This window comes from Aneurinibacillus terranovensis DSM 18919 (assembly GCF_000430625.1).
Classification (GTDB): domain Bacteria; phylum Bacillota; class Bacilli; order Aneurinibacillales; family Aneurinibacillaceae; genus Aneurinibacillus_B; species Aneurinibacillus_B terranovensis.
The window spans coordinates 1-14,786 of sequence record NZ_AUMJ01000062.1 but is presented as its reverse complement, the minus strand read 5'-3'; the positions used below and the strand labels follow the sequence as shown (position 1 = coordinate 14,786).

13 protein-coding genes and 2 pseudogenes are annotated in these 14,786 nt (G+C 41.4%); 2 read left to right on the top strand and 13 right to left on the bottom strand.

The features are described from left to right. Positions 1-10: 10 nt before the first annotated feature. The 10 genes and pseudogenes from H525_RS25615 to H525_RS28620 all read right to left on the bottom strand — a co-directional run bounded on the left by H525_RS25615 (position 11) and on the right by H525_RS28620 (position 10,739). A complete protein-coding gene (locus H525_RS25615; protein WP_027416402.1) occupies positions 11-2,251 on the bottom strand; it encodes a chemotaxis protein CheW in 2,241 nt (746 codons plus the stop codon). 117 nt (positions 2,252-2,368) lie between these two features. Beyond that, a complete protein-coding gene (locus H525_RS0111850) occupies positions 2,369-3,229 on the bottom strand; it encodes a CheR family methyltransferase (protein ID WP_245590472.1) in 861 nt (286 codons plus the stop codon). Continuing rightward, positions 3,216-5,051, bottom strand: coding sequence for a response regulator (locus tag H525_RS25610; protein ID WP_051330993.1), 1,836 nt, complete (start codon positions 5,049-5,051; stop codon positions 3,216-3,218). Before H525_RS25610 ends, H525_RS0111850 begins: the two co-directional genes overlap by 14 nt. A 58-nt stretch (positions 5,052-5,109) precedes the next feature. Continuing rightward, complete coding sequence (locus H525_RS0111840; RefSeq protein ID WP_027416400.1) at positions 5,110-6,195, bottom strand: protein-glutamate methylesterase/protein-glutamine glutaminase; 1,086 nt, start codon at positions 6,193-6,195, stop codon at positions 5,110-5,112. 81 nt (positions 6,196-6,276) lie between these two features. Beyond that, the gene (locus tag H525_RS23805; RefSeq protein ID WP_051330992.1) at positions 6,277-7,767 is read right to left on the bottom strand and encodes a chemotaxis protein CheW; all 1,491 of its coding nucleotides are present in this window, start codon (positions 7,765-7,767) and stop codon (positions 6,277-6,279) included. Between the two features lie 18 nt (positions 7,768-7,785). After that, positions 7,786-8,784 carry a methyl-accepting chemotaxis protein gene (locus H525_RS29535; RefSeq protein WP_425387689.1) on the bottom strand — a complete coding sequence of 333 codons (999 nt, stop codon included), beginning with the start codon at positions 8,782-8,784 and terminating at the stop codon, positions 7,786-7,788. 96 nt (positions 8,785-8,880) lie between these two features. Then, positions 8,881-9,726, bottom strand: a pseudogene (locus H525_RS29530) (methyl-accepting chemotaxis protein); the annotation flags it as partial. 116 nt (positions 9,727-9,842) lie between these two features. Further along, complete coding sequence (locus H525_RS0111825) at positions 9,843-10,070, bottom strand: hypothetical protein (RefSeq protein WP_027416398.1); 228 nt, start codon at positions 10,068-10,070, stop codon at positions 9,843-9,845. 257 nt (positions 10,071-10,327) lie between these two features. Continuing rightward, on the bottom strand, positions 10,328-10,567 hold the full coding sequence (locus tag H525_RS28625) for an HD domain-containing phosphohydrolase (RefSeq protein WP_027416397.1): 240 nt from the start codon (positions 10,565-10,567) through the stop codon (positions 10,328-10,330). Further along, complete coding sequence (locus H525_RS28620; protein ID WP_245590475.1) at positions 10,494-10,739, bottom strand: HD-GYP domain-containing protein; 246 nt, start codon at positions 10,737-10,739, stop codon at positions 10,494-10,496. Before H525_RS28620 ends, H525_RS28625 begins: the two co-directional genes overlap by 74 nt. Before the next feature lie 265 nt (positions 10,740-11,004). On the opposite strand from H525_RS28620, the gene H525_RS0111815 reads away from it, so the two are divergent. Then, complete coding sequence (locus H525_RS0111815) at positions 11,005-11,568, top strand: site-specific integrase (RefSeq protein WP_027416396.1); 564 nt, start codon at positions 11,005-11,007, stop codon at positions 11,566-11,568. A 757-nt stretch (positions 11,569-12,325) separates the two neighbouring features. On the opposite strand, the gene H525_RS27310 is transcribed toward H525_RS0111815, so the two are convergent. Further along, positions 12,326-12,490 (bottom strand): hypothetical protein, encoded by a 165-nt coding sequence (locus H525_RS27310; protein ID WP_155837244.1) that lies wholly within the window; start codon positions 12,488-12,490, stop codon positions 12,326-12,328. 149 nt (positions 12,491-12,639) lie between these two features. Beyond that, positions 12,640-12,945 carry a hypothetical protein gene (locus tag H525_RS0111805; protein WP_211237003.1) on the bottom strand — a complete coding sequence of 102 codons (306 nt, stop codon included), beginning with the start codon at positions 12,943-12,945 and terminating at the stop codon, positions 12,640-12,642. Positions 12,946-13,488: 543 nt separating this feature from the next. Here H525_RS0111805 and H525_RS0111800 point away from each other — a divergent pair. After that, positions 13,489-14,424 carry an aldo/keto reductase gene (locus H525_RS0111800; protein WP_027416394.1) on the top strand — a complete coding sequence of 312 codons (936 nt, stop codon included), beginning with the start codon at positions 13,489-13,491 and terminating at the stop codon, positions 14,422-14,424. Positions 14,425-14,545: 121 nt separating this feature from the next. Here H525_RS0111800 and H525_RS0111795 read toward each other — a convergent pair. Then, positions 14,546-14,786: pseudogene (locus H525_RS0111795) on the bottom strand (AAA family ATPase); the annotation flags it as partial.

The following is a 14,786-nucleotide window of genomic DNA, read 5'->3' as shown; positions in this document are numbered from 1 at the left end:
CGCCATTACTCTATTTTTTCGCCATTTGTATAATATCTACAGGATTCACTATTAATACAACCTGTCCGTTGCCCAGCAAGGTGGAGCCGGAAATACCGAGTATACCCGCCAGGTGCCCATCCAACGTTTTCATGACAAATTCCTGTTCATTTTTTAGCTTATCCACGATAATGCCGAATTTTTCCGATCCATTGGAAATGATGACTGTATTTAATTCTTCATGATTCATGTTTCTTTCGCCCAGCAATAACAGCTTGCTCAGCCATTCAATTCCAATAACATTCCCTCTAAGATGTACAAAATACTTTTCATTGTATTTATGAATATCGCTCGTATTGATCTTTACGGTCTCGGAAATGTAATCGATCGGAATAATATAAGTCTCGTTTGAAACGTTGACCGTCAGCCCCCTTGAAACGGCAAGCGTAAGCGGAAGCTGTATGACCATCTTTGTACCCTTATCAACTTCGCTCTCGATCATAATGTTGCCATTGATTTTCTCGATATTGCTCTTCACAATATCCATTCCGACCCCGCGGCCTGAGACTTCAGTAATTTGACTCGCCGTACTGAATCCAGGCAAAAAGATCAGATTGGTCAACTGGCCTTTCGTCATTTTTTCCGCATCTTCCATGGTGATAAAGCCTTTATCAATGGCTTTCTTTTTGAGAACCTGTACATCCATTCCCTTTCCGTCATCTTCAATCTCAATATACACATGTTTGTTTTTATGGTATGCCCTCAACACAATCTTTCCTGTTTCGCTTTTCCCCTTCCTCCTTCTGCCTTCCGGATTCTCAATACCATGGTCAGCCGCGTTTCGAATCAAATGAACAATCGGGTCACTGATCTGCTCGACAATCGTTTTGTCAATCTCCGTACTTTCACCTTCCATCATCAATTCCATCTTCTTGCCGGTACTTTGTGAAATATCGCGAATGATTCGGGGCATTTTTTGAAACACCGTCTTTACTTCGACCATTCTCATGGACATGATGGCATTTTGTAATTCATCCGATATCCTACTGATTGAAAACCCTACCCCTTTAACTTCCTTTGAAATCTCCGGAAGTTCATACTCTGCATTTAATTTGGAGGCAATATGCATAAAGGCATTTTTCGCTATCAGCAATTCGGAAATCATATTCATCATCTTGTCAAGCTTGTCCTGGCTTACTCTTATACTCTGCATACTTTGCGTCAAAGCGGCTTTCTGCATTTGATTCTGACTCTGATCTTGTTTTCCGGATTCGGGCTGCGAATCTAAACCAATTTTCCGATCAGGCAAGGACTTGATGTATGATATGCAATGACTAATTTTACCCAAAATTTCTGCATTAGGTATTGACCCACCGTTTTCCAGCGCCACCGATTCCAATGAAGCTTTCAGGTAGTCAACGGTCTCGTAACATAAGGACGATATGTTCTCATCAAAGTGGATTTCCCGATCCCGAATAAGTTCAAGCAGGTTTTCAAAACTATGCACAACATTGGAAAAATCCTTGACGACCGCAAAATCGGGACTTTCTTTCGGCTCCGTTGCGATAAACAGGCCCGTTCCGCCTTTGATGCTGTGAACAGCCCTGAACAGTTCGTTGATGGCGTTACGATTGTTTTCTTCTTTATCCAGTTTGATCAAACACTGATTTTCGATTCTATCAATATGCTCATAGGTCTCAAACAGGAACTGTTCCTTTACATCCTTGGATAATTTTCTTGCAAACTCCTGGGACTGCAATATCTCTATTTTTGTGGCTTCATCCTCGTCCAATCGCTTCATTAATTGTGTTTTTTTCTGCTTGTGTTTTTCAAAGAGTGTATTTATTTTCCTAACAATTTCATCTATTCTTTTTTCTTCATTAAAGTCTATAACCAGTTCTGCACCTTCATTTGACGAATCATACTCATGGACTTTCTGGATTAACCGGGAAATATGATTGCTTAATAAATCAACGCTGGTCAGAACATGGTCAATAAGATCGGCATCAACCTCAATGTTTTTCTTTCGAATTGCATCCAGTACAGTTTCAATTTCATGACAGAGCTTTGTTAAAAAAACCACCCCTGCAAAGGAGGAACCTCTTTTGATACTATGAATTCTATTACATATGTCATTTGCCAATTCAAGGTCATCAGGGCAAACCTCGAGCTGGAGAATCCTTTTTTCAAGACCTTCCTGACTTGCCTTCCACTCATCCAGAAGCATCCTCAATAGTTCAATATCCTCGAGACCAATAGTATAGCTGCTCATATTACACACTCTCCCAATTCGCCCCAAAATGCCTCACACATCATCAATGCCCACAACGGTTTCACTAGCAAAAACGGAATGGCAAATCCTTGACGCAGACGCAACCCGTTTGTTTGATCATTTCGGTTTGAAATAGACGATGGTGTCTCCAATCCTCTGCATGTGATATGCCGAGGAGATCCTTCCGACAGATTCGGAATGACCCAAAAAAATGATGCCCCCGGGATTTAAGCCTCTGTAAAAATCGGATAAAACCGCCTTTCTTGATTCGTCATCAAAGTAGATGAGGACGTTTCTGCAAAATATAAAGTCACAGCCAGTAATATCACTTACGGCGACCAAATCCACCAGATTGATTTTCATAAATTTGACCAGCTTTTTAACGTTAGGGTTCACCTGATACGATTCATGCTTTTTAGTAAAGTACTTTTCCAAATATTCAGGGGGCACATCCCTGACAGACCTGTATTCATACAAACCGATCTTTGCAGAGTGAATCACATCCGTATTGATATCCGAGGCAACAATTTGCAAATTCCATTTTTCAGGTTCATCAAGCATTTCCTGAAGAATGATGGATAAGGTATACGGTTCCTCTCCTGTGGAACATGCGGCGCTCCAGATTTTGATATTTCTGTCGTTGTTCTTTTTCTTTTCTCTTACAACAATGGGAAGCACGTTTTCAGCGAAATTCCTGAGCTGCGGATAGTCCCGGAAAAAATAAGTTTCATTTATTGTAAGATCATTGATCAACCTATCAAATTCGGTTGAATCTTTGGAAAACTTCAACATGCGGTAATAATCGTTAATACTGCCCATTCCGATCATTTCCGCCCGTTTTTCTATCCTTTTCTGGACGTAATACTTTTTATTGTGTTCATAAAAGATGCCCGTTTTTTTATAAACCATTTTCACGAATTTATCGTACAACTCATCGGACAATACCATTTCACCACCGATTTCTTCAGGAGGTTGCAATCATCCCTTTAATCGCTTCTCTCCATCTTTCCAATTTTTTTATCGAATCATCCACGACTTCCAATACATAATCGTAGCTTTTGAAAGGTTTTAAAATATAATCATTCGCGCCAAGCTCCAGGCAAGTCAATATCCTGTCCATGGTCGAACAGCCTGTCATGATAATCACTTGCGTCATGGGATCATAATCCTTAACCTTATTTAGAAATTCTATACCGTCGATCTCCTGCATGTTAATATCCGCAAGAACGATGTGATACTTCCTCTTTTTAAACATTTCCAGAGCAGTTGCAGGGTCAATGTATGTCTCGATTTGTGTATAACCAGCCGATTGGAAATTTTTTTTAAGTAGATCCAATATCTCCGTTTCATCATCCAAAATCATGATGCGGTATCCGCTCATTTCATCATCCTCCAATAAATTTACCATTGAAGTAATGTTTTCCCCCAGCGCTGCGTCCACTTCCGTTTCGAACCACTCGAACTTTTCAATCGTTCGAATCGAATCAAATATATTGATAAGTCTTCTTCGCGAAGGGTTATCAATAATGACACTCACGACAATCCCCATGTCACTCAGACGCCTTTTCAACTCGATCAAGCTTTTCAATTCATGTTCATGGATCATTTCGAGCCCGCTCAAGTCAAGTAAAAATTCGCGTGTGCTTGATTTGTCCATTCGTTCAATAAATTCGGCAAGACCGTCTATGAAATGGTCATTTTTTGCTTTGAAAATTTTATAAAAAAATCGCCCCCGAACATAACCGTAAACCATCTCGAATAGTTCAAGGTACTTTTTGCAGGGGAAATCCGGCGCCAATGTTCCGCCAATCGCATGTAGACACCAATCATAAAATGTTTCTATTTCCTGTTTCAGACTTTGTCCTGTTGCATGAAACAAAATAGGACTTACCACTTCAAAAATTTTTTTATACCACTCATGGATAAATTCAGTATAAACGGCTTTATCGAAGGAGTTGGGATGATGAAACAGGACCGGATACAGTTTCGGGTACTCTTGAAAAAAATTTTCAAAAAACCTGCGGCTGTCCCGATCATGCGGTATAGCTTGCTTCAACATTTGATGCTCTGAGATGTCAGAAATGGCTATCTTTTTCACATACATCAGATCAAAATACGTATACAGTTCGGCTGCCTCTAAATCCGAATCCATGATCATGAACGGAGCGGAAATATTGAGGTCTACAGACGCTTCATAGATATCCCCGTCAGATACATTGGTATACACGAGCGAACCAATGTCTTTGATATTGTTAAAAATCATAAACAGAACGGGGGAAATCATTGGAATATCATCGCTGAAAGAAATATAGATGCAGTACCGATTTTTTCCTGTTTGCTTACTTTCCTTTAAGGCAGTGATTATTCCGTCTCCCGGGGACGTTTCCTTCCTGTCACTTCCCGTTTCAGAATTGGCTTTCAGAATTTGGTCAATTTCTCTTTCCAATACCAAGGAAGTTTGAATGAAATCTGCGTTGTCGCCGAAGGCATTCATGTTTTTTTTTGACTCAAACAATCTTTTGACATGATCCAACCCGCGAAAACACAATTGCAGGATTTTACCGTCAAGGTCAATTCGACCCTTTCGGACAATATCAAGCATATCTTCCATCTTATGCGTCAGGTTGCCTATGTCCTCATATCCGATCATTTGAGAAGAACCCTTGATGGAATGGAACATTCTGAATAAACCGTTAATATCGTCAGTTGAGTACTCAGCCTCCAACCTGATCAGGCATTCTTCAGCTTTCTGAAGCAATTCTTCCGTTTCCTCAATATATGTAACATACAATAGATCCATATTCTACCGCCCTCACGAAGCTGCCAGTGGCAGTTTTATGATTATGCCGTCGTATTCCTTAATCGCATATTCGACAAACAGCCTTGATGATTTCGTCGGCTATCCGGTAAGAAGGAACGACGATCTCAGCTCCTCCCCTTTCAATGGCCGCCCTTGGCATCCCAAAAACAATCGCCGTGGATTCATCTTCCGCAATGGTTACTCCTCCGGCCTCTTTAATTTTCACCATGGAATCGGCTCCGTCATCACCCATACCGGTCATAAGGACGCCTATTACATTTTTTCCGCTATATGCCCTCAGCACGGATTCCATGGTCACGTTCACACTGGGCATAAACTGCGTCACAGGGCTGGCCGAAAGCCGCAGCATTCGGCCAGTCTTATGAACAAGCAACTGGTATCCTCCGGGGGCCAGATACCCTCTTCCGTCGACCAACACATCGCCGGCTTCCGCTTCTTTAAACGGAAAAGGACAAGCTTTCCCTAGTCTTTTGGCAAAAGATGATGTAAATGTCGGCGGCATATGCTGCACAACGATCAGTGCAGCCTTCAGATCAGATGGCAGCATGGGCAAAACTTCCATCAATGTTCCCGGCCCGCCCGTGGATACGCCAATCACCACGACCTTGGACAATTCATTGGTCCGAACCGCGCCGGGTTTTTCCAGAGTTTCAGATGCCCTTTTTGTGGAAAAGGAATTTTTGATTCTGACCCTTGCCTTAAGACTCCTTCGACTGGCGTATTTATAGGCGAGTTTTACCTTTTTGATAATCTCCCTTCCGACAACATGTATGTTCGAAGACACTGTTCCGGAAGGTTTGGCCACAAAATCAAAGGCACCCAGCGCCAAAGCCTCAAAGGTGGTAAATGCTCCCTCCTGCGTCAATGAACTGATGATGATAACCGGTATTTCGGGGTGATCGTCCAGTATATACCGCATGGACGTTAATCCGTCCATTTCGGGCATATTGATGTCCATGGTGATAACATCCGGTTTTAATTCCTTGACTTTTTCGATTGCATCCTTTCCGTCCCTGGCCACGCCCACTAAATCAAGTGCCTCATCCGTTATGATAATTTCCCGCAATGCTTTTCTCATCAAAGCGGAATCATCTACAATTAAAACTTTTATCCTGTGTTTCATAACAATCACCTGCAGGAATACTGGAAACATAGGAATGACCCCAAGACAAAAAACAACTTGCCTGAGACATAACAAGTAACATTACGCTGAAATCTTCTCAAAATCCAGTACTTTATTTAGGCGAAGGATCAATACCATCCTTTTCCCTTCATTGAGTTTGCCTACACCCTCTACATAACTGCTGTCAATACCGTTGCTCAATAGTTCCGGCGGCGACTCAATCAATGCCTTTTCAAATCTCAGTACTTCCGATACCGAATCCACAATGATTCCGGTTTTTGCGCCGGCCGAGTCCACAATGATGATCCTCGCAGCATCAGTTATTCCTTTTTCAGAAAGTCCGAAAAACTTTCTTAAATCGAGCACAGGAATGATGTTCCCACGCAAATTCACGATACCGTCAATGTAATGGGGAGCCCGGGGTATTTTGGTTACTTCGGTCATTCGATTGATTTCCTGCACTTCCTTAATTTTTATCCCGTATTCTTCATTGTCAATTTTGAAGGCAACCAACTGTTCCTCTTCCATCATCTGTCTTTCTATGCTTTTCATCTCGTCGTCGTTCTCCTGTGATGCACCTTTTAGGTCGCTGATCATCCTGTACGCATCGGCAGATATAATTTTTGATGGCTCAAGCATCATGATCAGACGTTTGCCGTTGTCCAGCTTGGCCACTCCCTTAAGCTGCTCCCCTCTTTGTGCAGAAAATCTTGGAGGGGACTGAATCATGCCGGCAGGCACCCTTAAAACCTCGGATACCTTGTCCACGATCATTCCAGCCGTAAAGCCTCCCATATCTACAACCAGAATTCTTGTATGGTCGGTGATCCCCTTGGACTCCATACCAAAATATCTTCTCAAATTAATGATAGGAAGAAGGTTTTTCCTGATGGATACAACACCGTCCACATAGGCTTCGCAATTTGGAACCTTCATAATTTCAGGCACGCGTATAATTTCTTTGACCTGCATGATCCCGATCGCGTACTCTTCTTTACCGAGCAAAAACGATACTAGTTGCTCATCGCCTGCAGCATCCAGCGATGAATTGTCACTGCTCTTCAAAAAGGATTCGCCCATGGCGTCTTTTTCGCTCGTTTGAGGCTCTGCCCCTCCATCGCCATGAACCACTTTGACAATGTCCAGAAACATGATCAACCGGTCCCCGTTGTCCAGCTTGACGATCCCGTTCAAATAGTCTGCATCCATATTTTTTACGATCTTCGGTGGGTCCTCAATGTCTGAAGTACTCACACGAATGACTTCGGACACTCTGTCCACAATGACTCCGGTTGCTTTCCCGTTTACATCAATGACCAATACCCTGCTATTCTCCTCCTTTTCTTTCTTTACCATATTGAATCTGGCTCTTCCATCGATGATGGGCAAGACATTGCCTCTCAAATTGCAGGCTCCCTCGATGTAATTCAAAGCATTCGGCACCCTGGTGATTTCCGGAACTCTCACGATTTCTTTCACATTCATAATGTCCGCCCCGAATTCATCATCTCCAAGATGGAAGGTAACCAACTGGCGCTCGTTAATACTTGCATTTTTTTCGGAAGATACCACAACATCTCCTCCCACCCGTTATAGATTTTGAAGTTCATCGGCAAGTCCGGATATTTCCTCAATCGCTTCGGCCAGTTCCTGCATTCCTTTTGCCTGTTCGGTTGCTGCATTTGATGCCTCCTGCGTAGCCCTGTTGGCCTCTTGGGCGGCGGTTGCAATCTGTTCCACGCCTTTTCTTGCCTGTTCCAAAGCAACCAGCGATTCTTCCGAACCTTTTTCCACTTCTTTTGTTGCCACATTAATATCCATCATACTTTCCATAACCACATTCAGGTTATGAGTCACCTTCTTAACCTTCTCCACTTCGGCAAACGCAGTCCTGCTGGAAACATCAATGTCCGCCGCAACTCTCTGTATCTGACTTTGGATTCCTCTTACCAGGTCCTTGATTTTATCCGTATTCTCTGCTGATTCATTGGCAAGGGTCCGTATGTCACCGGCGACTACAGAAAATCCTCTTCCAAACTCTCCTGCCCTGGCCGCTTCGATAGACCCGTTTACCGCCAGCATATTGGTCTGAATGGTCACATTGACAATCGTATCGACAATCTTATCAATTTTACGAATGGTTTCTTCCAGATTTTTGATGTTTCTGGCGGCAACCAAACTTGCATCAGCCGAAGCTGAAATTCCGGTAATCATATCGTCCACCGAGATCTTATTGCTCTCAATTATTTTTTGCAACTCCGCCACTTTTTCTGTGGAGACCGATGCCCTTTCATTCATTTGTTTTGACGCCACAACCAGTTTTTCTGCAACCAGCAAAGACTTTTCAGCGAGTTCCGCTTGCATCTCTGCACCCGTGGCAATCTGCTCCATCGCCTTCATAATTTCACTGGATGTGGAATTTGCCTCCTCCACGTTGGCGGCCAATTCCTGAGCTGCGGCGGCAAGGGCCTCGGATGACTTTTGGGCATCTGTAGATACCTTCAGATCTTCAGCCATCTGGGCCAATTCGGACGCGGCCGCATTCAACTCATCGAAAGCTTTATTTTGCATCTGTAAGGATTTTTCCACTTCCTCGGCGGCGCTGCTTTGCTGTTCCGCTGCCGCTGCAACTTGTTCGACAATGGTGAGAAATTCAGAGGCCCCCTTGTTCGCATCAACAGCATTTTGGGATATTTCGGCAACTCCTTTCTGTACAACAACAATTTCCTCGTTGATTTTCACAAGATTTGCAGTCGTATTTTTTGCTTTTTCCACCTCTTCACTGGCGGCATTACCGGCGTTTTCAATATCGCTGACGACGATTTTTACATTGTTTTGAATCTCAGCAACCAATTCTCTGATATTTCTAGCAGATTTCTCCGATATTTCAGCAAGATTTCTGACTTCGTCGGCAACCACGGCAAATCCCCTACCATGCTCGCCGGCCCTGGCAGCCTCGATCGCGGCATTTAAGGCCAATAGATTGGTCTGATCGGCTATTCTCACTACAGCCTGTACGATATTCCCGATTTCATCCGACTGCTTTTCCAATTCTCCCACCAGTTTGACCGACTCTATGTTAGTATCTGCAGCATTCTGTATGCCTTTGATCAGGATTTCTATGTCGTTGGAAGTATTCTCTATGAGTTCTTTTGCGCCATTCACAAGCTGGAGCGATTCCTTAGCGTTTTTGTCCGCAACAACGGATGCCTTTTCGATCTGGTTGATGGCAGCCCTTGATTCCTCTGCCGCCGACGAAGCTTCATTTGCGCCTTTTGCAATTTGTCCAGCGTTTGCGCTGAGTTCTTCTGCCGCGCTGCTGGCTTCTTCGATCCCTGCGGCAAGCTGCTCGGTCGCGGTTGCGATCCTCTCAGCCAACTGCTGCTGTTTCGCCAATGTTCTGGCCTTCACCTTGTCGAGAGCCTGCTTTCTTGCAAACTCTCTCTTTTTTTCGATCTGATCAGCCTGAACAGATAGTTGTGCGCCCCCATGAACTTGAGAGCCAGCCGGTTTTGCAAGTTTCTTTTCCATAAATATAGAGCCTCCTGGTTTTATATTTGCTGTTGTACCAGCCCTTTTGTTGGACAAATCATTGATACTCGGTTCAAATTGTTTCTTTTGTTAAGCCTTCGGATCGCTTGCAAACATTATTGCTCCGGGCAATAAATGATGTAGTATACATTCACTCCATCTCCCGTTTGCTCATTTCCCAAATACCCATCACGAAATAATGAATAAACCCTTTTGCGCATTTCATCTATGGTCGTCTGAATATTGCTTCGGATTAATGTTTTATGAATTTCGGCTAATGTATACAATTCGCTTTCACTGTTCTTTAATAACTTTAATAATTCTTCATCAGTAATCTGTTGCATATGTAGTCCTCGTTTTTGATTTTACGGTTTATGGAAAAAACCTTCGTACCGTAGAATGACTATCAATATTAACCTTAATGTTTTAAATTATGTAGACGTTTTCGGATGAGATTAAGATCATCGCCCTCCCCTGATGTGTTTATATAGCAATAGGTGCTAAAGCTTCCGGAACTCCACATTCCATTTTGTCTCTCGTTTCAAGCAAGTGTTCCGATAGATTTAAGAACTCCTGAACATAAAATTCATCAAATGGTGTATTACACCATTTCAAAAGTTCTGCCCTTGCCTTTAAAGGAGTGGTTCCCTTGCGGTACGCTCGATTCGATAGCATGCTGTCGTAAGAGTCGATGATTGAGCAATCTTGGCAAAAACAGGATTTCATCACCCTTCAATCCAAACGGATATCCCAACCCATCTATCCGCTCATGATGAAACTGCACAACATTGATAATCTCTTCGTCGATGTCTCCTTCCACCACCAACAACCTTATTCCCATAGATGGAATGAAGTTTTATTACCTCCCATTCCTTCGAGGTCAACGATCCTTCCTTATTTAACACTTCGTTCGGAATCAAAATTTTTCCGAAGTCATGAAGACAGCATCCGATTATTAATTTTTGTTTTTGTTCGTCACTAAAGTTGAGATGATCAGCAAAGGTTTTAGCCATATTTCCCACGCGCAAGGAATGATGGTATGTTTCCAAATCCTTCGATAGTAATCGGGTTAAAAATTTGACATGAATCTCCTCCACTTTGACCCCCCCTTGAACATAACAAAATATCCATTTTGTTATGTTTTATGAAAATTTTAAAGCATAAAAAAAGGCTTGATAATAAGGGTTTTTAGGTATTACTCCATATAAAAAAGGAAATTTAATCTAACATATTGAATTATACATTGTATTGAATCTAGATAATGAGGTGTTCTAAATAATGACAGCAAGACATGGAGCAAATGCAGTTGAGCCCATACGTGATTTGGACAAAATTCAAGAGATAAAAAATTATTTGCTGGCACAATCTTATCGCGATTATTTTCTTTTTGTTTTCGGGATTAATTCCGGTCTGAGAATAAGTGACATCCTTCCTTTAAGGGTTTTGGATGTGAAATACACAAAGCATTTGAAGGTAAGAGAGAAAAAGACGGGAAATGCCAGGAAAATCATCATTACGGACGCGCTAAGGAAAGAAATCGAAAAATACACAAAAAACTTTGCTGATTCAGATTATTTATTCCCATCCAGAAAAGGAGGAAAACCGATACATCGTGTGCAGGCTTGGCAAATTATCAATGATGCCGCAAAAGCGTGTAGTGTTGAAGGGTCTATAGGAACTCATACATTACGTAAAACATTCGGATATCATTTTTATCAACGTTTTAAGGACGTAGCGATGCTGCAATATATTTTTGGGCATTCCAGCCCATCTGTTACCTTAAGATATATAGGAATTAATGATGATATGGTAAATAAAGCCTTGGAGTCATTTTCTCTTTAAAGTAATTTTTTTGTCTAATTATGTTGAAATAACTGTGTCTTTTTAGTACTATTGGTTTATAATTAGGTATACTATTAATCGTCCGATTTTCATAAACTAACAAAATGGATATTTTGTTCTTTATTACGATTTATTTAAGGCATGAGGAGTATTAGGCCTTTTTGCTATAAGTATGTACTTAAAAAAAGAACCTGCTTCATCAGTTAATCTCACAATGTTACTAACGTCGCATAATGAATAGAAATGACAGTGTATGCTGACTCAGGTTGACGGATATTTTGACCAAAAATTAGGAAGGAAGCAACGGTGATCAACCTTGCTTCCTTTCTTAATTACATATCTCCACCTTGTACGTATCCTGAGTGAGAAATCAAATCGTACTCCCCGTATCACCTCGTACCACTGCCGATCAAGCTTCAATCACAAAGGATACTGGTCTCGCCGAAGGAAAGGGGCAAACCATTTCCCACAGTACTATTTGGAACCAAAATAACTTGGAAGTTACGAGTCTCTCGTCTGTATTGACAAAACAACCCCCTTTGCGGTTATAATTGGGTAGCATTCAGAGGGGGAAAAAGTTTATGAGCAAGGTAACAAAACTAATCTCCACGAAGCAGAAAAAATTGCATAAATAGTATCTGAGTCGCTTCACAATCAACGTTTCATTACACTAAGGTTTTTTGATGGAAGTAGGGACCAAGAAATAACAGGAATTATCACTAAAACTGTTCCGGAGAGTTCACAAAATAAAAATAAGTCACAGCTTTTTGTACAATTCGAGATTTTTCACTTGAGCTTTTATTAATTCTTTTTGCAGATCAATTGCCATTTCCGTCTCCCCTTCGGCGTCAAGTTCATCGGCCAAAGCGGCAATCGCTTGCCCCGGTTGCTCAGCGTTAATGCCATACTTTCCTTCCAGCAATTACGTTATTACTTTTCCTCCAGGTTTATTTTTTACGCGCTCCCAAACTTTTTGCAAACCAATATATCCATTATGCCCGTATGTATCGCCTGTAACCGTTGATTCCTTTTCATCCTTTGCCGCCTGTTTTGCTTCTTAGATTACCTTTTTCATTTCATCTTTCCATTGCTTGATCGCTTTTTTAATTTCTGTCTTGGCTTTCGATTTTTTTGTTCTTCTTTCGCCTGATTTTCCGTTTCGTCGCTTACGGTCCCTGTTGCTTCGTCGGTGCCATTCGCATCATCTTGCTTTGCATCCGCACCGTCAAGGTTGTCTTTTTTCGTTTCGTCACTCGCTGATTTTACGCTGTTTGGCCGACCCGAAGAGATTTCATGCTTTTCGCTTTTCCTCTTATCGCCTTTTGATTCGGCATAAGCGCCGGACGTTAATAGGGCAACTGCGACAAACGACGCCAAAAGGATTGCCAATTTTTTTATATCTTCTTCTGTCCTCCAATTCAAAGTTAAAAAATTGCTTACTCAACTAAGGAGTTCAACTTTCTTACTGCGGCCACGATCATAAACAGAATCATCTAAAATAAAGGCACATACGCGACGTTCAGAAGTAAGCTCTCGTATTTTATCAATTCTGAAGTTAACCCAGTAGGCACGGCCAGCGACTAAAATGAATTGAGGATTGAGAAACTCATCCATCAATGGGCTGTTACGACAGCAACACTACGTAATAAATATGAAACAAAGCCAATACTTTTTTAGAAGGAAAAAAAGGTCAACAATCATTCCAAGAAAAAATATAGTATGTCTTAATATTTTCTTCTCCAAATTCACTTTCCTGCCACGCTTTTATTTGTTAATGGAAGCATGATAACAAACCGAAATATTGCAGTTGTACAGGTACGACAACCAGAAATGCACCGGACTGGCATACCAGGTATTTCTATTTCCCTTTCGTACTTGCTATAATATTACTGAGTTAAATAAAGGAGATGACTGTGTAATATGGTTGAACAAACGCAGATAGGAAAAACCGATTTATATGTAAATAAAATGGGCCTTGGAACGAATGCTGTGGGTGGACATAATATTTATCCGAATCTTAGTGAAGAGACTGGAAAGGAAGTGGTTCGTACCGCTTTAGACAATGGTATTAACTTTTTAGATACAGCCTACATTTATGGCCCTGAGCGCTCAGAAGAATTAATCGGCGAACTATTAAAAGAAAAAGGCAATCGCAAAGATATAGTAATTGCTACAAAAGGGGCACATAAATTCGTTAATGGCAAAATTGTATTCGATAATTCCCCTGCTTTTTTAAAAGAAGCAGTAGAAAGTAGTTTAAAACGACTTCAAACTGATTATATTGATTTATTTTATATTCATTTTCCGGATGAAAACACACCAAAAGACGAAGCTGTTGGAGCATTAAAAGAATTAAAAGACGAAGGAAAGATAAGAGCAATTGGTGTATCTAATTTTTCCTTAGAACAGTTAAAAGAAGCCAATAAAGATGGCTATGTAGATGTATTGCAATCTGAATACAACTTATTTAAACGTGAAGCAGAAAAAGATTTATTACCATATACAGCGGAAAATAACATTTCATTTATCCCTTATTTCCCGCTTGCAGCAGGATTATTAGGTGGAAACTATAATAAAGACACGAAATTTAATGACGGACGTGCAAAAAACTCCCTATTTCAAGGAGAAGCTTTTGTTCGCAACTTAGAAAAAGTAGAGCAAGTACGTGAAATTGCTAGTGCTAAACATGCAGAAGTAGCCCATGTGGTTCTCGCTTGGTACTTAACCCGTGACTCAATCGATGTGTTAATCCCTGGTGCTAAGCGACCGGAACAAGTGAGAAACAACCTAAAAACATTAAATGTAACGTTAACAAATGAAGAGATTGAAAAAATTGATCGTATTTTTAAAGCATAACCTCAGGTAGCATTACTTTCCGTGGTGTTAATGACGTAGTATATCGTCCCGAAGGTGACGGCGTTAGTTGTCCGCAAATTGACGAATCTATTGTCCAAGTGTCATTTGAAAAAAGGGAGAATCATGATAATTCTCCCTCAATCACCCGTTTGACCATGTGATCATCAATAATTCGATGTCCGTTCTGTGCTCCATAAAGTAAACAGTGCGTACATACCTTGTTGATGAGCCTTGCGGCCCCTCCGGAATAGCGGTGGATTTCATCTAATGCACCGTCAGAAAAGATTTGTTGGTCTACTCCTGCATAGTGAAGATGCCGTGCCACATACTCGTCAACCTGTGCACGATCATAATGACCCAGT

Bases quoted from the DNA above. Each gene is read 5' to 3' on its own strand.
- H525_RS0111825 (WP_027416398.1), bottom strand. From the start codon at position 10,070: ATGCAACAGATTACTGATGAAGAATTATTAAAGTTATTAAAGAACAGT.
- H525_RS28620 (WP_245590475.1), bottom strand. From the start codon at position 10,739: ATGGCTAAAACCTTTGCTGATCATCTCAACTTTAGTGACGAACAAAAA.
- H525_RS0111815 (WP_027416396.1), top strand. From the start codon at position 11,005: ATGACAGCAAGACATGGAGCAAATGCAGTTGAGCCCATACGTGATTTG.
- H525_RS0111840 (WP_027416400.1), bottom strand. From the start codon at position 6,195: ATGAAACACAGGATAAAAGTTTTAATTGTAGATGATTCCGCTTTGATG.
- H525_RS25610 (WP_051330993.1), bottom strand. From the start codon at position 5,051: ATGGATCTATTGTATGTTACATATATTGAGGAAACGGAAGAATTGCTT.
- H525_RS25615 (WP_027416402.1), bottom strand. From the start codon at position 2,251: ATGAGCAGCTATACTATTGGTCTCGAGGATATTGAACTATTGAGGATG.
- H525_RS0111800 (WP_027416394.1), top strand. From the start codon at position 13,489: ATGGTTGAACAAACGCAGATAGGAAAAACCGATTTATATGTAAATAAA.
- H525_RS28625 (WP_027416397.1), bottom strand. From the start codon at position 10,567: ATGGGAATAAGGTTGTTGGTGGTGGAAGGAGACATCGACGAAGAGATT.